Below are 22,388 nucleotides of genomic sequence, written 5' to 3'. Positions count from 1 at the left end.
GCACGCGAGATCGCCTTCTGATCACGCGAGTTACGCGTTTCCGCCCGCCCGGATCTCGTTCAGGTAGTTGTAGATCGTGTACCGCGTGACGTCGAGTTCCCCGGCGAGGTGGTCCACCGAGTCCTTGATGAGGAAGAACCCCGCCTCGTCCAGTTCCCGGACCACGGCCGCCTTGTGCCGCTTCTTCATCAGGTCCACCGGGATCCCGGCCTTCGTCACCGCGCGCCCGACCAGGAACCGCTGCAGGCTGTCGACGTCGGGCGGGAACGTCTCGGCTTCGTGCCCGTTGGCCTTCGGCGCGCCGTCGGTCAGCCGGTTGACGCACAGGCAGCCGATCGCGACCCCGTCGGCGTCCCGCAGGAACAGGGTCGAGGAGCGGATCGCGCGTCCGTCGGGGCCATGGGTCTCGTAGTTCGTCAGGTCCTGCGTGGTGCCGCGCCGGACCAGGCCCAGCAGGAGATCGGTCATCGGCCCGCCGACCGTCCGGCCGGTGAGGTCGCCGGCGATCGCGACGATCGAGTCCGGCAGCCTGCTCAGATCGTGCAGCAGGACCTCGTTGCCGGGCCCCAGCATCGCCGCGAGCGCGTGCACCGCCGGGACGAGCGCGGTGAGCAAGTCGCCCGAGACCGCTGACGCGACGACAGGCGCCTCGAAGACGCGAGCCGGTTTCGTCAAGCGGCTCAACGCCGAGCGCACCAGTTCCGCCGCGCTCGCCGGAGTCGACGCGTGCGGGGACAGCCGGACGTGTTCCGGCCGCACGGTCGCGGCGATCCCAGCGTCCGACAACGCGGAACCGACCTGTTCGGCCGCGTGCCCCGGCACCGTGAAGGCGAGGATCCCGGCCCGTCGCCCGACGGCCGAAAACACCTCTCCCCCCACGGATTTCACGGCTTCTTCGAGTTCACCGACGCGTTCCGCGATCCGACCGGCGATGGCTGGGACGCCCGCTTCCTCGACCAGTTCCAGTGCGGCCGCGAACGCGCCCGACGTGATCGGGCTCAGGTTCGAGATCGACCACGCGGCCGCGGTGTCGTCGGCGGGGTGGATCTCGTCGTCGAACAGACCTGGGTCACGCGCGCCGGTCCAGCCGGACAGGATCGGTTCCATCCGCTCCAGCGCCCGGTCGGACAGCACGGCGAAACCGGTGCCCCAGCCCGCTCGCAACCATTTCTGGCCGCCGACGACGAGCACGTCCGCGACCTCCCACGGCGCCTCGGTCACGCCGAAGCCCTGGATGCCGTCGACGACGAGCAGCCTGTCCCCCACCGCATCGCGGATCGCCGCCAGATCGGCGCGATACCCGGTGCGGAAGTCGACCGCGCTCACGCTGACCAGCGACGTCTCCGGCGTCAGCGACGCTTTGACCGCGCCCGCCGTGACGTTCCCGAGCGACAGCCGCCGCACCCTCAGCCGTCCCGCCTGTTCGGCCCGCGCCCAGGGATAGGTGTTGGCCGGGAACTCCGACGCCGAGACCAGCGCCTCGCCGCGGGGAGCGTTGAACGCGGCCTGGAACAGCCCGAGACTGGTGTGCGGCAACAGCACCGTGTGGTCGGTGTCGCTGCCGGAGAGCCGCGCGGCGGCCGCCTTGGCGCGGGTCTCCTGTCGCATCAGATCGTCCACAGTGGACGGACCGGCCTTGGTCGAGGCGTCGAGCAGGCTCGCCGTCGTATCGAGCACGACGTGTGACGGCGGACCGAACCTGGCGAAGTCGAGGTACCCGGCAGGCTCGTCGAACTGCAGCAGGTACCGCGGCGAGATCCGCGTCATGCGAGGACCCGTGCCAGGAACTGCTTGGTCCGCTCGTGCTTCGGGGCACTCAGGATCTCCCCCGGCGGCCCGGTCTCGACGACCACGCCGTCGGCCATGAACACCACCTCGTCCGCGGCCTCGGCCGCGAACCCCATCTCGTGCGTCACCACGACCATCGTCATCCCCTCCGCGGCCAACGTACCCATCACCGCCAGCACCTCGCCCACGAGTTCCGGGTCGAGCGCCGACGTCGGCTCGTCGAACAGCATCAGCTTCGGTTTCATCGCCAGCGACCTGGCGATCGCGACCCGCTGCTGCTGCCCGCCCGAAAGCTGCGCCGGATAGGCGTCGGCCCGATGCGCGAGACCGACCCTGTCGAGCAACTCCAGCGCCTGCACACGCGCTTCGTCGAGCGGGACGCCGAGCACCCGGACCGGGCCCTCGACGACGTTCTGCAACGCCGTCCGGTGGCCGAACAGGTTGAACCGCTGGAACACCATGCCGATGTCACGCCGCTGCCGGGCGACCTCGCGTTCCTTGAGTTCGTACAGTTTGCCGTTGCGCAGCCGGAAACCGATCGGTTCGCCGTCGACCCAGACCTGCCCGGCGTCGATCATCTCCAGATGGTTCACGCAGCGCAGGAACGTGCTCTTCCCGGCGCCGGACGGGCCGAGCAGGCAGACCACCTGTCCTTTGCGGACTTCGAGATCGATCCCGCCCAGCACTTCGGTGTGGCCGTAGCTCTTGCGGACACCCACGGCCTTGAGCAGCGGTTCAGCCACGTTCACTCCTCACCAGCGGCGCGGTGCGCAAGGCCTTGGCGGCGCGGGAGAACGGGCTCCGCGACCGGTCCTCGGCGTCGAAGGCGCGTTCCAGATAGTGCTGCCCGACCCCGGCGACGGTCACCACGACCATGTACCAGACCGCGGCCGCCAGCAGCGTCTCCATCACCAGCAGGTTGTTGGACGAGATGTTGTTGGCGGCGTGGATCAATTCGGTCACCCCGATCACCGAAGCCATCGACGTCCCCTTGAGCATGTTGATGAAGTCGTTGCCGGTCGGCGGGATGATCACCCGCATCGCCTGCGGCAGCACGACCCGGCGCAGCGTCGCACCCGGCGACATCCCGATCGACTTCGCCGCCTCCGTCTGTCCACTGTCGACACTGTTCAGCCCGGCGCGGACGATCTCCGCCATGTACGCGCTTTCGTTGAGCGCCAGGCCGAGGAGCGCGGCGGTGAACGCGGTGATCAGCACGTTGGTCTGCTCGTGCAGCAGGTAGCCGCCGAACGGCAGCGGGATCGAGACGAATTCGAAGACCAGCGCCAGGTTGTACCAGATCAGGATCTGCAGCAGCACCGGAAGCCCGCGGAACAGCCAGATGTAGCCCGCCGCGAACCAGCGCGCCACCGGATTCGCCGAACGGCGCATCAGGGCGATCACGATCCCGATGACGATCGCGGAGCCCTGTGCGATCACCGCGAGCAGCACAGTGTTGAGCAGGCCGACCGCCATCACCCGGTACCACAGGAACTCCGGGACGGAATCCCACTGGATCTGGGCGTTCCCGAGCGCGATCCCGAGCAGGACCAGCAGCACCAGGATGATCGCGGCGCTGATCCAGCGGCCCCAGTGCTTGAGACGGACGATCGGCAGCGGTTCAGCTTCCGCCATTGAGCTTCGCCTCCTTGACCGCGCCCTGCTCGACGCCCCAGGCCTGGAGGATCTTGCCGTAGCCGCCGTCAACGACCAGGGACTGCAGTGCCTTCTGGATCGACTCGGCGAGCGGCTTGTTCTCCTTGTTGACGCCGATCCCGTACGGTCCGCCGTTGATCGGCTCACCGGGGACGACCTCGAAGAACTTGCCCTCGCCCGCGGTGCGGGAGATGTAGACCGCGCTGGGCAGGTCGTTGAGGATGGCGGCGACCCGGCCGGTGCGGAGCTGGTTCTGGTTCTGCGTGTCGGAATCGGTCGCCGTCACGGTCAGCGCCGGTTTACCCGCCTGCGTGCATTTGCCGTTCTGCTCTTCGGCGAATTTCTGGTGGCTCGTACCCTGCACGACCGCGACGTTCTTCCCGCACAGCGTGTCCGGGCCGGAGATCCGGTCGGGATTCCCCTTGCGGACCATGATCGTGATGCCGGAGGAGAAGTAGTCGACGAAATCGATCTGCGCCTGCCGGGTCTTGGTGTCGTTCATCGCGGCCATCGTGAGGTCGACACGGCCGGACTGGAGGCTCGTGATCAGCGAACCGAACGCCATGTCCTGGTGGTGCACGGTGACGCCCAGCTTCTTGCCGATGGCCTTGGCGAGGTCGACCTCGTAGCCGATCGGGGTCTTGCCGTCGGCGGCGTAGAAGTTGTTGGGCGCGGACTGCAGGTTCGACGCCAGGTGCAGCATCCCGGCCTGCGCGTACTTCGCGGGCAGCGTGCCGGCGACGGCGGCGTCCTTCTGGACGGCCTCGATCAGCGCGGTCGTGTCCGGGATCGCGGAAGGCGCCCCCGGCGCGGCGGGTTCCTGGCCGCCGGCACCGTCGGGCCCACCTCCGCAGGCGGCGGTGACGAGCGCGGCCAGGCCGGTGAGCACGGCCAAGCGCCAGGTTCGGGTCAGGGTGTGCGGCGTCGACGGCATGACGGGGACCTCCACGGTGCCTCGGGATGGTCGCCGACGCTACAACTGGCTGTTGAAGAGGTCAACAGAGAGTTGAAATCTTGTCTGGTGGATGACAGAAAAGGGCCGTTCCGGACAAACCTCGTCCGGAACGGCCCCTGACCGGGAGCGGTCAGACCGCGATGTAGTTCCCCGAGAGGATGAGCAGGACCTGCACGGTGATGCCGGTGCCGTAGTAGTCCGTGGCGTTCGGCGTCCAGGTGGTGACGCGGGTCCACAGCTTGTCCAGCCAGGCCTGGCTGCCCGTGTCGTTCATCGCCGCGATGGCGAACGACGCGGTGAAGCAGGGGTGCTGGCCCGACTCGCCCGAGATCTTGGAGCCCGACAGCGTGTAGCCGGTGGTGATCTTGGCCGGGTCACCGCCGGTCGTCTGCTGGATCCAGGTGTTCATCTTCTTCACCTGGCCCTGCGCCGGGCTGCCCGACACGGTGATGCCGTCGACGCCGAGGCGCCACGGGTCACGGCAGGCGTTGTAGCTGTACTTGTCGTCCTTGCCTTCGAGGAAGTCCGCCGGGGCGGGCTTCGGCGTGGAGTTGGTGTTGACGACGAAGTCCGGGATCAGCCCGGTCTTCGGCGCGTACTGCTGCTGGAGCTGGGTGACGGCCTGCTCCTGACGGGTGCGGACCTGCCCCCAGAACGAGTCGCCCGTGACCTTCTCGAACGCGCGGAGGTGACCCGGCATCCAGTCCGACGACCGCGAGCTGTTGATGTACTTGCCATCGTCGGCCCAGTCGGCCAGCCGCATGAACTTGGTGCTGGAGTTGACCTCGCTGCGCTTGATCGCCTTGATGATCCGCAGCGCCTCGGACTTGTAGTTCACCGAGCCGGTGCTGCCCCAGACCTTGTCGGCGATGAGCAGGCCGTAAGCGATTTCGAGGTCGCCGTCGGTCGCCGAATCGACGCCGTTGACGCTCTTGCAGCTCTCGTTCTGCTCGGCGGCGTGCAGGTCCTTGTCGATCGACGAAGGGTGCGCCTTCACGAACTTCAGGATGCCGTCGAAGATGGTGCGGGCCTGCGAATCCTTGTCGCCCATCATGGCGGCGATGGTCATTCCGTAGCCCTGCCCCTCGGCCACGAAGGCGTGGTCGGCGTCCGGCGCCTTGACCGCGTAAGTGCCTGTCCCGCACTTGGTGGTCAGGAAGTTCTTCTTCCAGAAGTCGTAGTACTTGGCGAGCGCCGCGTCCTGCGTCGCCTGCGACACCGACGGGCGCAGAACGCCCGGCAGGTAAGGGGTTCCTTGAGCGGTGGCCGCGGTGGCGGGGGCGGTCGTGGCGACCAGCCCGGCGGTCAGCGCGGCCGCGGCCAGCACTGTCCGAACGGTCTTTCTCATGGCTCCTCCGGAAACGTCGTTGGTGGCGGCGGCGCGTTTCGAGAGTGACAGCCGGATCGGCCAAAAACAAGAGAGTTAAGAAAGTTTCCTTACTATTACCTCAAATGACGCCTGTGTGACCAGTGCCTTAGCGTTGACAGCATGGAGATCGATCTGAACGCGCGCGGCGAAGCCTTCCGGGAGTTCTGGACCGAACGGCACCTCGCCACCCTGACCACCGTCCGCCCCGACGGGACCCCGCATGTCGTCGCGGTCGGGGTCACGGTGGACTTCGAGACCGGGATCGCCCGTGTGATCACGTTCCGCTCGTCCAAGAAGGCCCGGATGATCAAGGAAGCGGGCGAAAAGGGCATTCCGGTCGCCGCTTGCCAGATCGACGGGCCCCGGTGGTCCACTTTGGAGGGGCGCGCGGTGCTGCGCGAAGACCCGGAGTCGGTTCACGACGCCGAGAACCGCTACGCCGCGCGCTACCGGCAGCCCAAGGTGAACCCGGAACGCGTGGTCATCGAGATCACCGTGACCCGTGTCCTCGGGAACGCTTGAGCCGTCAAGCCACGAAAAGACTGAGCAGGCCCTCCACCGAACGCACGATCACCCGCGCGGCAGCACGTTCGGCGTGCGCGGCGTCGGCCCGTTCGGCCTCGTGCCGCCAGCGGACGAGCGCGCTTTCGGCGCCCGCGTGGATCTCGGCCGGATCCGCGTCGGGTTCGAGACCGAGCCGCTCGGTGGGCGCGAGTCCCTGCGCGCCGAGCAACCGGGCGGCCTCCTCGGCGACTTCCCCGGACAGCGCCGTGCGGCCACCGCGGATACCGGCGATCAGCCGCAGTTCCCGGAAGTCGTGCGCGGCCGCGGCGAACCGCTCCACACGCGCGGCCAGCCGGTCGCCGTGCGGGAGCGGTTCGGCGGCGAGCAGCCCTTCCAGCCGCAGCACCGCCGTGCGCGCCTTCAAGGCATCCGCCCTGGCGACGAAGCATCCGGCGAGCGTGTCCCGGAGATCGCCGAGACCACTGCGGTGCACGAGTTCCGCCGAAAGCTTCAGCCTGCTCTCGCAGCCGGTGCGGATCAGGGTGATCGCCAGCCGGACACCGTAGAGCCCGAACCGCGACACCAGATGCTTCCTCGACTCCGGCGAGACCCGCACCGGGAACGGATCGTCCACAAAGGAATCCACGGACAGCAGATGGCGCTCCAGCTCCGGGCGGGAGACCGACGCCAGCGCGCGCAGCACCTCGAACTCGTCGTCCCGCAGCGCCCGTCCCCCGTAGCCCAGCTGTCCCGCGACCGCGATCACTCCCTGGAACCCCGCGCAGTCCGGGTCTTCACGCCACGCCCGCCGCGCCAGCTGCTTCGCGGTGAGCAAGGCGTCGATCCGGCCCGCGCCGACCTCGTCGGCCCTGCCGAGCACCAGCACCGTGTTCACCGCGGTCTGCCGCGCGAACGCCGAACCGCCCACCTGACGGGTACCGGCCAGCTCGTCGGGTTCGAGATGCCGCACCAGGCGCACCGTCGCGTCGACGTGTTCGGCCGGCGCCGGGGTGTCGAACAGATCGAGTTCGCGCAGGGCCCTTGTCGGCCATTCCGACAGCGCGGAGACCAAAGTGGACTTCCCGGTCCCCGGCGTGCCGACGAAACCGACCCGCAGCGGTTCTTCCAGCCGCTCCAGGCATTCCCGCAGCATCGCCACCGTGTGCGGCCGGTCCCGGTAGTGCGCCGCGGCCTCGTTCAGCAGCTCTTGGACGTCGAAGGGGGTCACGCGGAGAGCTCCCGGCGCGGCGCGGCGCCGCTGCCGAGCGCCCCGGCCTTCCGGTGCAGGGCGGCCAGCCGGTCGATCTCCTTCTTGACCCCCTGGGTGCGCCGGTCCCGTTCGGCGGATCCGGCGATGATCAGCTCCCGTTGGCGGGTCAGCTCTTCCGCGAGTTCGTCCGACAGCGCGACGAAATGATCGCGCAGGCGCCGCTGGACCTGACGGATCTCGTCCTTGATCTCCTTGCTGAACCGGATGAACACGTCGTCGACATGCCGCTGCGCCGCGGCCTTCGCCAGCGCTTGACGCCGCTGCAGCCGCATCCCGCCCTCGTCGCGGACGCTCTTGGTGGCGAACGCGACACCGGCGCCGAGGGACACCGGGTTGATCAGCGGCAGCCCGGCGAGGCTGGTGACGAGGCCGAACATCAGCACGCCACCGTAGGAACCACGCAGTCCGGTGAAGAGTTTCTGCCCGATCTTGAACCGCTCGATCTTGGGGGCGCCGACCTCGGGGATCGAGTCCACCCCCGATCCGGTCGACGGCAATTCCGGGGCCTGACCGTAGTGCGGCCCGAAGGTCGTGGCCACCGCGTGCGCGATCCAGGTCGACCGGTCGGAGACCCAGTCGTGGTTCGTCTCGACGGCCTCGGCGAGGTTCTCTTCCAGCCAGGTCTGGAAATCCGGCCAGATCTGCGCCGGATCGCCCTCGTCGAAGGTGCGGTCGATATGCCGCACGATCACCCTGGTCCGCTCACGCAGGTCGTATTCGGCGTCGGAGACCAGATCGGTGATCTCGTCCGACAGCATGTTCTGCCAGCGGACGTTCTGCCGCCGCAGCTCCTCGGTGCGCCGTTGTGCCTGCTGCAGCAGGGTGACCTGGTCGACCCCGGTGTCCCGCGAGACGGCGTCGAGCCGCGTCTGCAACGTCTCGACCAGTTCGACCGCGGCCGCGCGGACGCTCACCGCGGCGGCGAGCGCCCTGGTGCGTTCGATCGGGCGCGAGGCCTGCTCCCCCACCCAGTTCAGGAGTTCCGGGAAGCCGGACTGTCCGTTGAGGACGGCGTCACCGGCCTTCGCGGCGGCCTGCCGGACCGTCGCCGACACCGGGAAGACGTCGGCGACGACGCCGGTCTCGGACAGCGCGGCGCGGTTGCGGGCGGCGAGTTCCCGCCAGTCCGGGCTGACGTCGATCTTGGTCAGTGCCAGTACCAAGGCCGGGCACCAGGTCCGGATGTGCCGGGCCAGCGCGAGTTCGGCGGGCTGGAGTTCCTGCGTCGCGTCGGAGACGAGGATCACCGCGTGCGCATCGGCGAGGACGTCGAGAGTGGCCGCCGTGCGCGGCGATCGGGGATCCCCGATCGCCGGGGTGTCCACCAGCACCAGTCCCGTGCCGAGCAGTTCGCGCGGCAGGCCGACCTCGACCCGGCGCAGCGAACCGGGCGGCCGGACCTCGAGTTCCTTGGCCAGGTCACCGACGGGCACGCTTTCCCTGCCGTGTCCGACCAGTGTGGCGGCGGGGTCGGCGGCGTACCCGATCTCCGTGGGGACGGCGGGAGTGCTCGCGTCCCCGACCGCGCAGACCGGGGCGTTCAGCAGCGCGTTGAGCAGGTAACCCTTGCCCTGCTTGGGAAAACCGACCACCGCGATCCGGGCGCCCGGCGCCTGCCGGTCCCGTCTGCGCCGCAGGCGTTCGGCCAGGTCGGCGCGACCATGGGCGGCACAGGCGTCCAAGGTCTCGTTGAGCACGTCGAGCCAGGCGGGGGCTGTCACGGGGATGCAGTGTTCCCTTAACCAAGCGCGGAATCAATGTGGCATGGGCCAACATGCCGCGAGGGCCCCGCGACCTGGTGCGATCGCGGGGCCCGTGCACACGGCAAGAAGTGAAAGTTATTCAGCTCAGCCGATGTGGATGTCGTTGCCCGAGCCGATGTCGCCGACGTGGATGTCGCCGACGTTGCCGATGTTGTGGCCGATGTTGTTGCCGACCTCGGAGACCACGTCGTGGACGTCGGAGACGCCCGCGTGGTTCGCGACGTTGGCGACCTCGTTGGCCACGTTGCCCGCGACGTTGCCGGTCACGTCGCCGTGGTTGCCGAGGTTGTTCGCGATGTCACCGTGGTTGCCGAGGTTGTTGGCGACGTCGTGCACCTTGGTGGTGACGTCGGCGACGCCCGTCTGGCCGATGACGCTGGTCAGGTCACCCACGGTCGACAGGAAGTCCGGGGCACCGCCCGCGACACCGTCGACCCGCGGCAGGTCGCTGTTCAAGTCGCCGACGGCCGGAACCGAGTCGACGGCCGGGAGACCGGCGGCGTCCACGGCCGGGACGGCGTGGGCCAGGTCGGTCGCGGTGTCGACGGCGCCGGTGGCGACGTCACCGGTCTGGGCGACGGAGCCGGCGTCGAGGCCTCGCGAAAGGTCGTCGGTCAGGCCGAAGCTGCCGACGGTGTTCTGCGCCAGGGCGGTCACGCCGGCGGCGGCGTTCGACACGTCGGTCACGTCGGAGACGGCCGGGACGGCGGGCAGGCCGGGGACGTCGACCGGCAGGTCGCCGATGGCGGGCACGGCCGGGACGGCGGGGAGGGCGCCCAGCTCCGGCAGGCCACCCAGCTCCGGCAGACCCGGCACGGCCGGGACACCGGGGAGACCGGCGCCGGGCAGGCTCGGGACCTCGGGCAGGGCGGGGAGGCCGTCGACACCGGGGACCGCGACCGGCAGGCCGGCGGTCAGCGCGGTGAGCTGGTCGATCGCGCCCTGGACGCCGTCGGCGCACTCGCCGTCGGTGCCGTCGACGACGTTCGTGACGCCGCCGAAGCCCGCCAGGTTGTCGGCGGTGGCCGCGGCGGTTCCGGTGGCGTCGGTGACGGTGCCGACCGGGACGAAGTCGAGCACCAGCGGGACGACCTCGTGCACGTCGGCGGCGTTGATGTCACCGAGGCCGGCGTCGGCCAGGATCTGCTGCGGGTCGTTGGCGAACGCCGCGCGGGCGGCGGTGTCGTTCAGCAGGTTCAGCGTGAAGTCGTGCAGGGTCTGGACGGAACCCATGAAAGGACTCTCCCGTGGTCTAGGTCGGTGGGGGCGGCTCAGCGGCCGGAGGGCACGGCTGAGCGCAGGTCACCGAAGTTAGTGAGCCGGTGCCTCTGGGCACATCGGGGATCACTCCCGGTCGTCTCTCACTCAGCCAATAGGGGATCGGTATGACATCGTTAGGGCGTTAGGGGCTTAACCGAGACGCATCCGGTTGGGTTTAATGCCAACCCTCACCCGGATGGGTCAAGCCATTCAGGTGAGTGGCCCTATTTGGTCCTTAGGGGCTGGTCAAGCGAAGGAGGATGCTCGTTGCCCTACGTCCTCGGCATCGATATCGCCTCGACCCGCACCACCGCCGCCACCTGCGTGAACCATGGCGACGGCTGGGGCGTGCCCGAGCCGTCGTGGCTCGGCGCGCGCGGCCCGTCGGCGGCGTCCGCGGTGTTCCTCGACGACGACGGCTACCTGCTCACCGGGGACGCGGCCGTCGAAGCGGGCCGGTCCGCGCCCGCCCGGCTGCTGACCGGGTTCCACGAGCGGGTCGGCGACGACGTCCCCGTGATCGTCGGCGGCGAACGGTTCCCGGCCGAATCCCTCAGCGCGGTCCTCGTGGATGCCGCGGTGGATCAGGCGGCCGAGCGCTTCGGTGAGAAACCGCAGCACGTCGTGCTCACACACCCTGTCGGCTGGGGCTCGTTCCGCCGTGACCTGCTGCGCCGGGCGCTGGCCGAAGCCGGATTCCCCCGCGCCGCGCTGATACCGGCGCCCGTCGCCGCACTGCACGCATACCTTGCCCCGCAAGGCGATGTCACCGCCGGTGTCTGCGAATTCGGCCCGGACGGCGCGGTGGTCACGATCGCCGCGGCGGGCATCAACGGCTGGCAGCCGGTCAAGACGGTGGAAGGCGTCGACCCCGGTGAGGCGGTCGGCAAGGTCTTCGAACTCGCGCACGGCGCCGGGATCCCGCCGCAGGCGCTGGCGGGCATCGTGCTCTGCGGTGAGGCGCCCCCGGTGACCGGCCGGACGCCGTGCCCCGTCTTCGCTTCGAGCGACCCGGTGCTCACGGTGGCGACCGGCGCGGCCAACATCGCCGCGCGACGTGACATTCCTCAACCCGGCGGAGCGCGATCGAGCGCGGTCGCGACCGTGGAAACCACCCTGCTGCCCAGGGTGGACGCGCTCGAAGAGCTCACCGAGCGGCCCGAACGGCCGCCGGTGGACATCACCCCGTTCCCCTTGCCAGAACGCACCGGGGCGGCGAAACTGCTCAGCCGACGCAAGCCCCTCGTCGCCGGAGCCGCGGTCGTGGTGCTGGCCGCGACCACCCTGTTCCTCACCCTGACCACTCGGGAAGCCACCGCAGACAAGGGTCCCGAAGCCCCTCCCGCCACCTCGAGCTCGTGCGCGCCGCCCACCCCCGGCGGCGCGCCAACATCACCCGAAGGTCGCTGTTGAACGCACTGCTCGACAAGCCCGGCATCATCCATCCGGGTGCCCGGCGCCTGCTCGACGAGGTGACCACCGCCCCGGAACACCCGGTGCGGGTCACCGTCGTCGCCCCCGGTGGGCACGGAAAGACCCATCTGCTCGGCCAGCTCGGACGCCACTACGCGGATGCCGGGGTCGAAGCGCTGCTGGTCGACGACGCCGACCAGCTCGGCGACGACGAGATCGCGAAGATCAAGACACTGGCGGAGGAAACGACCACGCCCGTCGTCCTGGCCTTCCGGCCGGCGGCGCGGACGACGACCCTGCGCGCGCTCGCCGATTCCTTCGGCAGGTCGGTGGCCTTGGGCGCGTTCGGCGTCGACGACGTCCGGCGGCTCGTGGAGCACGCGGGCGGCGACGCGGCCACGGCCGAAGACGTCCACGTCAGAACCGGTGGTGTACCGGGACTCGTGCTCCGCGCGGTCAGCGGCAGGCTTGCGGACTTCCGCGGCGAGCTGGACCAGCTCGACGACGACGTGCACCGCTACCTGATCGCGGCGGAGGCGGGGGCAGGCCGGAATCTCGATCTCCTGGCGGCACTGCTCAACCGCGATCACGAAGGCCTGCCGGAGATCTTCGACGGCGCCAGGGCGACCGGGCTCCTCGGCGAGGACGACGTCCTGCTGCCGATCGCCGCCGAAGCCGTCCGGGCCTGGGGTTCGCCAGGGCGACGGCTGACGGTGCTGCAGCGGCTGGTGGAACTCCAGTTGCGTGACGGGCTTCCGGTACTGGACCTCGCCCGGTCCCTGCTGGGAACGGGAAGTTCGGGCGCGAGCGCGGCGGCGGCCTTCGAGGCGGCCGCGCGGGAGGCGATGCCCGACGACACGAAACTCGCGGCACGGTTCTACGAAGCCGCGTCCGAGGCCGGTGGGCGCGGCGCGGCGCTCACCGTCGGCTGGGCGCACGCCGCGGCGCTGGCCGGAGACCTCGACACCGCGCTCCGGCTCGGCGACGGAATGCTCGGCAGTACTGACGATCCTGATGCCGCTGACGCCCGTGCCGCGGGCGCCGAGGTCGCCGCGACCGTGCTGGCGCATCGCGGCGAGCTGGCGCACAGCGCGGAGCTGTACCAATGGTCCGGCCGGGCAGGCTCGAAGGCGTTCGCCGCGATCGCCTTGCTGGGCACGGGAAACCTCGAAGCCGCCCGTGGCGTGCTGGAGACCCCCGAAGTCCCGACGCTGTTCGCGGGCGCCGCTTCACGGATGGCGCGCGCGATCACCGGCTCGGTGTCCGGCTGCGGCTCCGACACCCTGTCGGCCCTGCTGGGCGCGGCTTCGATGCTGGAATCGGCGGGGGCTCCCGCGCCGCTCCCGGACAGCCCCGCCGCCCTCGCGGCGTTGGTGGGCCTGCATTCCGGCGAACTCGCGCTGGCCGAGTCGGTGCTGGACCGCGCCGTGGGCGGGCGGATCGGCGGCGACCTGCTGGCGAAACGGCACCGGCTGCTGCACGGCTGGGTCGCGATGACCGCGGGTGACCTCAAGACGGCCGCCGAGGCCTTGATGCCACCGGACGGTCTCGAAGCGCGCGACGAACTCTTCGCCGCCACCCTTCAGCTGGGCCTGGCACGACGGTCGAGCGATCTCCCCGGCCTGCAACGATCCTGGGACCGGGCGTATCAGGCGTCGATGCGACAGCAACCGGACCTGTACTCCTTGCTGCCGCTGGGAGAACTCGCGATCGCGGCCGCACGGGGCGGCGCGAGCGCCAAACTGGCCGGACAGCTGGAACGGGCGCACACCGTACTCGACGCGCTCGGCAACCCTCCACTGTGGACGGCCACGCTGCGCTGGCACGAGCTGCACGCCGCCATCACCGTCGAGGATCACGCTTCGGCCGGGGAACACCTGGCCGCGCTGAACACTTTCGCGCCTTGCGGACGCTACCCGGCGGCACTCGCCGCCGCCGCGACCGGCTGGCTCGCCGTCCTGACCGGGACCTTCGACCCGGAAACGATCACCGCCGCCGCGTCGGAACTGCACGAACTCGGGCTCTGCTGGGACGCTTCGCGGCTGGCCGGTCAGGCGGCGATCCGGACCTCGGACCGGAAAGCGATGGTCCAGCTGCTCGAAGCGGCACGGCAGTTCCAGGGGCGTGCTCCGGAACCGGTCGCGGCCACCGGGTTGAGCGCGTTGAGCGAACGGGAGCTGGAGGTCGCCAGGCTCGTCGTCGACGGGCTGACGTACAAGCAGGCCGGGAGCAAACTGTTCATCTCCGGGAAGACCGTGGAACACCACATGGCGCGGATCCGGGGGAAACTCGGGGCCGGGGACCGGCGGGAGCTGCTGGCGATGCTGCGGGAGTTGCTGTCGGCAGGCGAGGGTTGAGCCCCGGCGGATCAGCCAGGCAGCCGCTACGCTCACTCCAGCGCGGACTGGCGGGGGGCCGAGATGGCGTTCGACGAGTCACTGGAACGGCTGTGGCAGCGAATCACCGCCTACACGGAATCGCGGCAGGCGGACATCATCTTCTGCGAAGCAGCCCTGGCCGAGGCCGCTGACCTGGAACGGGCCTCGGAACCGGCCGATCCCGGCAACCCGGCATCGAGCGAAAGACAACGGCGTGCCGGGGCCGCCCACGCGGTGGGGTGGCTGCACTTCCTGCGGTTCACCGCAACGCCTGACGGCCGGGATACCGCCGAGTTGGCCAGGGCACTTGTTTTCTTCGGACTGGAGAGCCTTCACGCCGACGCGATCCCCGAATCACTCCGCGGTGTGGTCGGCCCCACCGCAGACCCCGATGCACGATCAGAGCTTGCCGGAGCCTTGCTGGCGGATACCTCCGCCACGAGCGCCCCCGAAATCTTCGCCGCCGCTGTCGGCCTTCTGACCGCCGCGGTGGCTGCCACGCCGCACGAGCACGCCGACCGGGCCAAGTATCTGAGGAATCTCGGCTTCGCCTACCAAGAACGGTTCCGGTACCTGGGGGCGTCGCCGGATCAGGAACGGGCCATCAAGATCTTCAGCAAGCTTGTGGACGATGTTCCCCGCGATCATGAGGACCGGGCCGGGTCCACGTTCATGCTCGGTCGCGCCTACCTGATGCGGTTCGAGCGGTCGGGGATGCCGTCGGATCTGGATCGCGCCATCGAGTTCGAACGGCAAGCCGTCGACGTCACTCCGCACGACCACCCCGACCACGTCACTTTCGTGTCCGGCCTCAGCCGCGCTCACCTGCACCGGTTCAGTCTGGCAGGGGCGACGTCGGACCTGGATCAAGCCATCGAACTCAGCCGGCAAGCCGTCGACGTCGCCCCGCACGACCATCCCGACCGGGCCGGGTTGGTAGCCAACCTCGGCATTACCCACCAAACGCGGTTCGAGCGGCTGGGGACGACGCCGGACCTGGATCAGGCCATCGATCTCGCGCAGCAGGCCGTGGACGCCACTCCACCCGACGACCCCGCCCAGGCCGGATTCCTGTCCAACCTCGCCACCGCCCAACTGCTGCGGTTCGAGCGGGTCGGGATGACACCGGACCTGGTGAAGGGCATCGGCATCTTCAGTGAGCTCGTGCGTGTCACCCCGGACGAGCACCCCCGCCGAAGTGAGTTCCTGAACAGTCTCGGCAGCGCTCATCTGCTGCGGTTCGAGCGCACAGGGACGATGTCGGACCTGGAGCAGGGCATCGAACTCGGGCAGCAAGCCGTGGACACCGCCCCCGGCGACCATCCGCTCCAGACCATGTACCTGAACAACCTCTGTGTCCGCTACCAGCTGCGATTCGAGCGGCTGGGAGCGATGTCGGACCTGGAACGCGCCATCGAAATCGGCGAACAGGTCGTCGCGGCCACCCCCGCCGACCACCCTGATCGCCCAGGCGTCCTGTCCGACCTCGGCATCAGCTATCGACGACGCTTTCTTCGGTCGGGGGCGATGTCGGATCTGGAACAGGCCATCGAAATCGGCGAACAGGTCGTCGCGGCCACTCCCCTCGACCACCCTGATCGGGTCAAAGTCCTCTCCACGCTCGGCGCCGTCTACAGCGACCGGTTCGCCCGTGTGGGGACGATGTCCGACCTGGAGCAGGCCATCGAGGTGACCCGTCAAGCCGTCGCGGCCACCCCTCCGGGCCACCCCGACCTCGCCAAGCACTTGCACAATCTCGGCGCCGGCCACCACGACCGGTTCAAGCGCCTGGGGGCGACGTCGGATCTGGAACGGGCCATCGAAATCGGCGAACAGGTCATCGCGGCCACCCCCGATGACCACCCGAGCCGGGCCATCCGCCTGGTCGCCCTCGGCGGCGCCTACCGGTCGCGGTTCGACGAGTACGGGCAGCGGCCAAGCCGGAGCCGGCTGAGCATATTGGCGCACCAAGTCTCCGGCGCCACGACTTCCTCCCCGGTGGATCGCACACTGGCGGGCCATATCGTGGGGTCGTTGGCGCACGAGATAGGCGAGCACGACGAGGCTGTGAAGCTACTGACCGCCGCCGTGGCCTTGTTGCCGCTGGTCGCGTCCCGCGAAACCGGATGGGCCGACCGGGAGCACCGCCTCGGCGAGCACATGGGCTTGGTCGGGGAGGCCGTGGCCGCGCAGTGCGCGGCAGGCGATCCGGTCGGAGCCGTGGAAACCGCCGAACTGGGCCGAGGCATCCTGCTGGCCGCTCAGCTGGACTCCCGTACCGACCTCACCGATCTCGACTCCGCCGCGCCCGAGCTCGCCGGGCGTTTCCGGCAGATCCGTGACCGGCTCACCACGTCGGCCGAGATAGCCGACCGGAGGCGTTGGTGGGTCGAACACGACGAGGTGCTCGCGGAGATCCGTCAGCGCACCGGCTTCGACCGATTCCTGCTGCCGCCTCGCCTGGCCGACTTACGCCCCGCCGCGGCAGACGGCGCGGTCGTCCTGCTCAACGCCGGCCGGTGTCGCAGCGACGCGATCATCATCCCGTGCGCAGGGGCTCCCCTGGTGTCGATTCCCCTGCCAGGGCTCGTGCTCGCCGACGTGAGGTCCCACGCCGCGGTACTGGTGGAGGCCACCCACGACGACTCGAATTTCGCAGGAGCCCTGCGACAGCAGCGAGTTGTCCAGCACATCCTGTCCTGGCTCTGGACCTCTGTCGTCCAGCCGACCTTGGACGCGCTATCCGAGATGACCGACATCGGGGAGTCCCTGCCACGGGTGTGGTGGATGCCCACGGGCCTGCTCGGTCTGTTCCCCCTGCACGCCGCCGGTCACCCTGGCGAGCCTGGGGCGTTGGACCGGGTCGTGTCCTCCTACACACCTACCCTGCGGGCGCTGGCCCACGCCCGTGCGCGCCGGCCTGCCACCGTCCGCAGCCAGCTCACCGTCGCCCTCGAACACACCCCCGGCGAGCGCGATCTGCCGGGCACCGCCGCCGAAGCCGCCGCGCTGCATCCCCACCACGCCATTCCGCCGCTCACCGATCAAGACGCCACCACCGGCCGCGTCCTGGCCGCCCTCTCCGAGGCCACCTGGGCGCACTTCGCCTGTCACGCCCGCGCCGACCTCACCACCCCTTCCCTGGGTGGGCTGCGGCTCCACGACGGCACCCTGTCCCTCCCGGAGATCAGCGCGCTCCACCTCGTCCAGGCCGAACTCGCCTACCTGTCCGCCTGTTCCACCGCGCTGGGCGGATTCCGCCACGCCGACGAGTCTCTCCACCTGGCGTCGGGCTTCCAGCTGGCAGGCTTCCGCCACGTCATCGCCAGTCTCTGGCCCCTCGACGACCAGATCGCCGCTGACGCTGCCTCCTCCTTCTACCGCCACCTTTCCCACGCCGTCGCAGCCGACGCCGCTCCGACCGCCCTGCACAAAGTCACGCGCGACCTGCGCTTCAGATACCCCGACCGACCCGGCCTCTGGGCCTCCTTGATCCACAGCGGCGCATAGTCGCGTCAGTCGTGGCGGTGGCGTGTCACGAGGTCGATCAGCTCCTGGTGGGTCGCGGGGCCGGAGGACGCGACCAGTCCTTGGGCGCCGGTGTGCACGGGTTGCCCGGCGAGGTTGGTCACCACACAGTCCGCCGCCTGACACAGGGCTATGCCGCCGGTGAAATGCAGGTGGCCGTCGGTGACGTAGGCGGCCCGCCGCCCGGCCGCGCCGCCGTAAGCGCGCCGGATCACTTCGCTCGCGGCGTCCGTGGCACGGATCGCCACCTCCGCGTCAGAACTCATTTCCGCTTACCGGCCTCATGAAGCCCGCCCAGTCCGAGTTCCCAGATCGGTGTCGTTCTCCGTGCTCCCGGCGGCGACATGGTCGTCGACAGCGACTTCCGGCCGCGTGCGCGATCATTGCCGCGCCTTGCTCGCTGCCCACCATTCGGCGTGCCAGGCCTGTTGTTCCTCGATGGTCCCGATCTGTTCGAGCTCGGCGTCGGCCAGCGTGTCGACGAGATCGTCGATCGAAGACTTCTGGCCGGGCCGCATGACGTAGGCCCGCATACCGCCATCCATGTCCCTGGTCATCCCGCTCGGGAACGTGTCGCGGCGAGCCCCCTGAACGGCGACAGTCCAACCGTCGGGCTCCAGCTGGCGACGCAGCCGGACAAGCGATGCGAACATGTCCATGGCGGTGCCCGTATACCGGTCTCCATCGAGGAACAGCTCGATCCGATAGAGCGGTCGTGGCCCGTCGTAGCCGTCAAGCCAGCCCCGAAGGCGTGCTTGTCGTCGCTCACCGGCTCGCGCCACCACTACTTCCCGGTCTTCCAGCAGTCTCGGATAGTTGTCGCTCACCTCATCATCCAACCAGTCAGGGCCGGGCGCCAACGCCGAAAGTCGATGAACGGACCTGTCATCGCACCCGTTCACTCTCCGCGTAAATCCAGTCACAATCTCGGTCGCGTTCGAACGTGCGTTCGAGTATGATCATGGGCATGACCACAACTCTCGTTTACAACCCGAAAGCCGCTCGCTTTCTTGACACCGCGTTCGACGAAGAGATTTCGCTTCGCCAGACACAGGGACGTCAAGTACGAGCGTTAGCCGACTTCGCCGCTGCCGGTGGTTCGCGAAGATCGGTGACCGAGGAGGTCGCCTTGCGCTTCTCGGTCACCCGCAATCACGCGACCCTGCTCGTCGAAACCTCACGCGCCCTGGTCGCCCGCCTGCCGAACACGTTGGCAGCGTTGGATCGTGGCGATATCGACCTGTACAAGGCTTCCAAGGTCATGCAACTGACCAGGGAAGTGTCGGACGAGGTCGCAGCACAGGTCGACGCCTGGCTGGCCAAACGGCTCGCCGATCGCGATCCCGGCGCGATCCGGAGTTCGGTGAACTATGCCGTACAGAAATTCGACTACGACGGCTATCACGAACGAGCCGCCAAGAAGCGCGCTCTGCGGCATATCTCGTTGGAGCACAACGACGAGACCATGTCCACGCTCTCCGGCCATCTTCCCGTGGAACTCGCCAGTTCCATCTATGCCTCAATGAGCCGCGCCGCGCGGGCCCGGCGAAACAAGGACAAATCCCGGACCCTCGACCAACACCGCGCCGACATCTTCGCCGAACGTCTGCTCGCCGAGGAAGGCCACGGGAAACCGCGGGCGCATATCCACATCTATGTCGACTTCTTGACACTCATCGGCGCACGCAAGGACCCCGCGACACTCGCCGGATACGGGCCCATCCCCGATTGGCTGGTCCGCGAGATCGCCACCGAGCCCGACTCGACCTGGTCGCGACTGATCACCGACTCCGCCACCGGCCAATTACTCGAAGCCGGAGCCGACAAGTACCGGTCACCGGCCTCATTGGCACGGTTGATCATGGCAAGGGACCGCGAGTGCACCCAACCGGGCTGCCACTGTCCGGCCGAGTTCTCCGAGATCGATCACATCATCCCCAGAGCTCGCGACGGCAAGACCACCCATCACAACTGCCATATGCGCTGCAAGACTCACAACCTGCTTCGCGAGGAACCCGGCTGGTCGGCCGAACCCACCGGCAACGGCGGCACGATCATCACCACGCCGAGCGGCCATACCTACGAGACAGCACCCGAACCGTTCCACGAGCCCCGCGCGGAACCCGAGGACGACACTCCTGAGGACTCCCCCTGACAGACCATCACCAAACCGCCTGCCGCGCTCATCCTTTTCGCGGGTAGACGCCCCAAGGCGGAACGCGTAGGAACGAAAGAATGGCTGAGGAAAGGTCCAGACGAGTTTTCCTGTCCACATCGGCGGCGCTCTCGGCGGCCGCCCTGTCGTCCACCGCCCTCACCGGGGCACCCGCCGGCGCCGACCAGCCGGGCGATCTAGGCCCCGGCACACCCGTGGCACCGCAACGGCCCGACGCGGAACTGCGGGCGATCCTGCGGGAGATCGACGAACACCGTGTCGAAGCCACCGTACGCAGGCTCGCCGCCTTCGGAACGCGACACACGTTGTCCTCACAGACCGATCCTGTCCGGGGTATCGGCGCCGCCCGCGACTGGATCTTCGCGGAGATGCTGAAATCCGCGGGAAGGTCGGGCGGCCGGATGAAGGTCGAGTTGCAGTCGTACCTGCAGCCGCCGTCCCCTCCTCGGATCCCCGTCGCCACCACGATCACCAACGTCGTCGCCACCCTGCGCGGATCCACCACGCCGGAGCGGATCTACGTCGTGTCGGGCCACTACGACTCGCGCTGTTCGGATCCGCTGGACGCGACAAAGGACGCGCCCGGCGCCGACGACGACGCCTCCGGGGTGGCCGTCGCGATGGAGCTCGCCAGGGTCCTGGCCACCCGCCGTCCCGCCGCGACCATCGTGTTCGCCGCGGTCGCGGGAGAGGAACAGGGCCTGTTCGGCGCGCGGCACCTGGCCACGCTGTACAAAGCGGCGGGCGCGAACGTGCAGGCGATGTTCACCAACGACATCGTCGGCTCGAGCCGGGCGGACGACGGGACACGGGATCCGCATACGATCCGCTTGTTCGCCGAGGGTGTGCCGACATCGGAAACCCCGGCGCAGGCGGAGATCCGGCGCGCGGTCGGCGGCGAGAACGATTCGCCGTCCCGTCAGCTGGCCCGGTTCGCTCGGTCGGTCGCGGAGAACGACGCGACCGGCATGTCCGTACGGGTGATCTACCGGCGTGACCGCTACCTCCGGGGTGGCGACCACATCCCGTTCCTGGAGCAGGGGTATCCGGCCGCGCGGTTCACCGAACCGAACGAGGACTACGCGCGCCAGCACCAGGACGTCCGGATGGAGAACGGCAAGCAGTTCGGCGATCTGCCGGAGTTCTGCGACTTCCCGTTCATCGCCAGGGTCGCGCGGGTGAACGCCGCCACGCTGTGGTCGCTGGCGACCGCTCCCGGTACGGCGGAGGACGTCCGGATCCGCACGAACCAGCTGACGAACGACACGGATCTGGTGTGGCGACGGGGAATGGACCCGGATCTCGCCGGTTACGAGGTCGTGTGGCGGGAGACGACGGAGGCCGACTGGACACACTCGATCGGGGTCGGCGACACCACCGAGGCTAAAGTGGATCTGTCGAAGGACAATGTGTTCTTCGGCGTCCGCGCGGTCGGGAAGAACGGCCGCCGCGGTCCGGTCGCGTTTCCGACACCTTTGAGCTGATGCCACGATGACAGTCACTCTCGACGACCTCGACGCGGCGATAAGGAGTGTGACCAACGGGCTGAGCCAGGCGGCGGACCGCGATTGGTCGGTGGCGCCCGGCACCGGCGACCTGAACGCCTGGCAGACGGCCGAGCACCTCGGCGACTGCCTCATTTCCTACGCGGGGCTGCTGATCGCCCAGCCGCTGCTGCCCCGTTTCGTCTGCTTCGAAGCCGTCGCCGAGGCGACCGCGAGGCCATGGGAACTGCTGGAGTTCGTCACGGTCAGCGGCCGCATCCTGGGTGCCGTCCTCCGCACCTCGGATCCGGACGTCCTCGCGTATCACCCGAGCGGCCATGCCGATATCGAGGGTTTCACCGGAATGGGCTGTGTCGAAGCCTTGGTCCACGGTGAGGACATGGCCAGGGGGCTCGGCGTCACCCTCGATCCGCCACGCGGCGTCTGTTCGCGCGTGCTCGCAAGAATGTTCCCGGAGGTCGACGCAGGCGACGTCGACCCCTGGACGGCGTTGCTGTGGGCGACGGACCGAACGGACCTTCCTGGACGGCCTTCCCGCGCCGGCTGGCAATGGCGAGGTGCACCACTCGATCAAGCAGCCGGTTAACCGAGCAACCGCCGGATGTACGCGGTGGCGGCACCGAACAGGACGGTGGTGCCCGTTTCGCGCCAGATCCGCCGCAGTCAGACGTTCATCTGCTCGCGGGTGGGCGCGACCAGCGCGCCGAACGGTTCGTCCATCAACAGCACCCCGTGGCCGGTGCAGCAGCGCGCGGCACAACGCGAACCTCTCGCACCGCCCAGGCATGAAAACGCTTTCTGAAAGCGCTTTCATGCGTACCGT

The 22,388-nt window shown here is 69.1% G+C and carries 17 protein-coding genes and 1 pseudogene; 7 read left to right on the top strand and 11 right to left on the bottom strand.

Annotation, left to right across the window (positions count from 1 at the left end; genetic code table 11):
* Positions 1-30 precede the first annotated feature (30 nt).
* The 5 genes from AMYAL_RS0126300 to AMYAL_RS0126280 form a co-directional block, all read right to left on the bottom strand.
* Positions 31-1,767, bottom strand: a complete 1,737-nt coding sequence (locus tag AMYAL_RS0126300; protein WP_020634253.1) for an aminotransferase class V-fold PLP-dependent enzyme — start codon at positions 1,765-1,767, stop codon at positions 31-33.
* Entirely contained in the window at positions 1,764-2,531 is a 768-nt protein-coding gene (locus AMYAL_RS0126295) for an amino acid ABC transporter ATP-binding protein (RefSeq protein ID WP_020634252.1), read from the bottom strand. The genes AMYAL_RS0126300 and AMYAL_RS0126295 overlap by 4 nt, the downstream gene beginning before the upstream one ends.
* On the bottom strand, positions 2,524-3,423 hold the full coding sequence (locus tag AMYAL_RS0126290; RefSeq protein WP_020634251.1) for an amino acid ABC transporter permease: 900 nt from the start codon (positions 3,421-3,423) through the stop codon (positions 2,524-2,526). Before AMYAL_RS0126290 ends, AMYAL_RS0126295 begins: the two co-directional genes overlap by 8 nt.
* Positions 3,410-4,378: an ABC transporter substrate-binding protein gene (locus tag AMYAL_RS0126285; RefSeq protein ID WP_020634250.1), complete on the bottom strand. Its 969-nt coding sequence runs from the start codon at positions 4,376-4,378 to the stop codon at positions 3,410-3,412. The genes AMYAL_RS0126290 and AMYAL_RS0126285 overlap by 14 nt, the downstream gene beginning before the upstream one ends.
* 151 nt (positions 4,379-4,529) lie before the next feature.
* Entirely contained in the window at positions 4,530-5,747 is a 1,218-nt protein-coding gene (locus AMYAL_RS0126280; RefSeq protein WP_026467460.1) for a family 8 glycosyl hydrolase, read from the bottom strand.
* A gap of 141 nt (positions 5,748-5,888) precedes the next feature.
* Here AMYAL_RS0126280 and AMYAL_RS0126275 point away from each other — a divergent pair, with 141 nt between their 5' ends.
* Complete coding sequence (locus AMYAL_RS0126275; protein WP_020634248.1) at positions 5,889-6,290, top strand: PPOX class F420-dependent oxidoreductase; 402 nt, start codon at positions 5,889-5,891, stop codon at positions 6,288-6,290.
* 4 nt (positions 6,291-6,294) lie between these two features.
* On the opposite strand, the gene AMYAL_RS0126270 is transcribed toward AMYAL_RS0126275, so the two are convergent.
* The 3 genes from AMYAL_RS0126270 to AMYAL_RS0126260 all read right to left on the bottom strand — a co-directional run bounded on the left by AMYAL_RS0126270 (position 6,295) and on the right by AMYAL_RS0126260 (position 10,538).
* Positions 6,295-7,500, bottom strand: a complete 1,206-nt coding sequence (locus tag AMYAL_RS0126270; protein ID WP_020634247.1) for a hypothetical protein — start codon at positions 7,498-7,500, stop codon at positions 6,295-6,297.
* The gene (locus AMYAL_RS0126265) at positions 7,497-9,263 is read right to left on the bottom strand and encodes a dynamin family protein (protein ID WP_020634246.1); all 1,767 of its coding nucleotides are present in this window, start codon (positions 9,261-9,263) and stop codon (positions 7,497-7,499) included. Before AMYAL_RS0126265 ends, AMYAL_RS0126270 begins: the two co-directional genes overlap by 4 nt.
* 126 nt (positions 9,264-9,389) lie before the next feature.
* Complete coding sequence (locus AMYAL_RS0126260) at positions 9,390-10,538, bottom strand: IniB N-terminal domain-containing protein (protein WP_020634245.1); 1,149 nt, start codon at positions 10,536-10,538, stop codon at positions 9,390-9,392.
* A gap of 294 nt (positions 10,539-10,832) precedes the next feature.
* Between AMYAL_RS0126260 and AMYAL_RS0126255 the strand changes: the two genes are divergently transcribed.
* From AMYAL_RS0126255 to AMYAL_RS46195, 3 genes are all read left to right on the top strand, one after another.
* Positions 10,833-11,978 carry an Hsp70 family protein gene (locus AMYAL_RS0126255; protein ID WP_020634244.1) on the top strand — a complete coding sequence of 382 codons (1,146 nt, stop codon included), beginning with the start codon at positions 10,833-10,835 and terminating at the stop codon, positions 11,976-11,978.
* The gene (locus AMYAL_RS0126250; RefSeq protein WP_026467459.1) at positions 11,975-14,335 is read left to right on the top strand and encodes a helix-turn-helix transcriptional regulator; all 2,361 of its coding nucleotides are present in this window, start codon (positions 11,975-11,977) and stop codon (positions 14,333-14,335) included. The genes AMYAL_RS0126255 and AMYAL_RS0126250 overlap by 4 nt, the downstream gene beginning before the upstream one ends.
* Before the next feature lie 63 nt (positions 14,336-14,398).
* On the top strand, positions 14,399-17,866 hold the full coding sequence (locus AMYAL_RS46195; RefSeq protein ID WP_020634242.1) for a CHAT domain-containing protein: 3,468 nt from the start codon (positions 14,399-14,401) through the stop codon (positions 17,864-17,866).
* A 5-nt stretch (positions 17,867-17,871) separates the two neighbouring features.
* Here the strand turns inward: AMYAL_RS46195 and AMYAL_RS0126240 are convergent, their stop codons facing one another.
* Entirely contained in the window at positions 17,872-18,150 is a 279-nt protein-coding gene (locus tag AMYAL_RS0126240; protein WP_020634241.1) for an FIG domain-containing protein, read from the bottom strand.
* 114 nt (positions 18,151-18,264) lie between these two features.
* Entirely contained in the window at positions 18,265-18,723 is a 459-nt protein-coding gene (locus tag AMYAL_RS0126235; RefSeq protein WP_245193050.1) for a hypothetical protein, read from the bottom strand.
* Positions 18,724-18,851: 128 nt separating this feature from the next.
* Between AMYAL_RS0126235 and AMYAL_RS0126230 the strand changes: the two genes are divergently transcribed.
* From AMYAL_RS0126230 to AMYAL_RS0126220, 3 genes are all read left to right on the top strand, one after another.
* Positions 18,852-20,039: an HNH endonuclease gene (locus tag AMYAL_RS0126230; protein WP_084702332.1), complete on the top strand. Its 1,188-nt coding sequence runs from the start codon at positions 18,852-18,854 to the stop codon at positions 20,037-20,039.
* 80 nt (positions 20,040-20,119) lie between these two features.
* Positions 20,120-21,544, top strand: a complete 1,425-nt coding sequence (locus tag AMYAL_RS0126225; RefSeq protein ID WP_020634238.1) for a M20/M25/M40 family metallo-hydrolase — start codon at positions 20,120-20,122, stop codon at positions 21,542-21,544.
* A 7-nt stretch (positions 21,545-21,551) separates the two neighbouring features.
* On the top strand, positions 21,552-22,151 hold the full coding sequence (locus AMYAL_RS0126220) for a hypothetical protein (RefSeq protein WP_026467457.1): 600 nt from the start codon (positions 21,552-21,554) through the stop codon (positions 22,149-22,151).
* 80 nt (positions 22,152-22,231) lie between these two features.
* On the opposite strand, the pseudogene AMYAL_RS50405 reads toward AMYAL_RS0126220, so the two are convergent.
* Positions 22,232-22,346: pseudogene (locus tag AMYAL_RS50405) on the bottom strand (ABC transporter ATP-binding protein); the annotation flags it as partial.
* Positions 22,347-22,388: the final 42 nt, after the last annotated feature.

Source organism: Amycolatopsis alba DSM 44262, assembly GCF_000384215.1.
GTDB lineage: Bacteria > Actinomycetota > Actinomycetes > Mycobacteriales > Pseudonocardiaceae > Amycolatopsis > Amycolatopsis alba.
The sequence above is the reverse complement of the archived record's forward strand: the minus strand, read 5'-3'. Positions and strand labels throughout refer to the sequence as shown.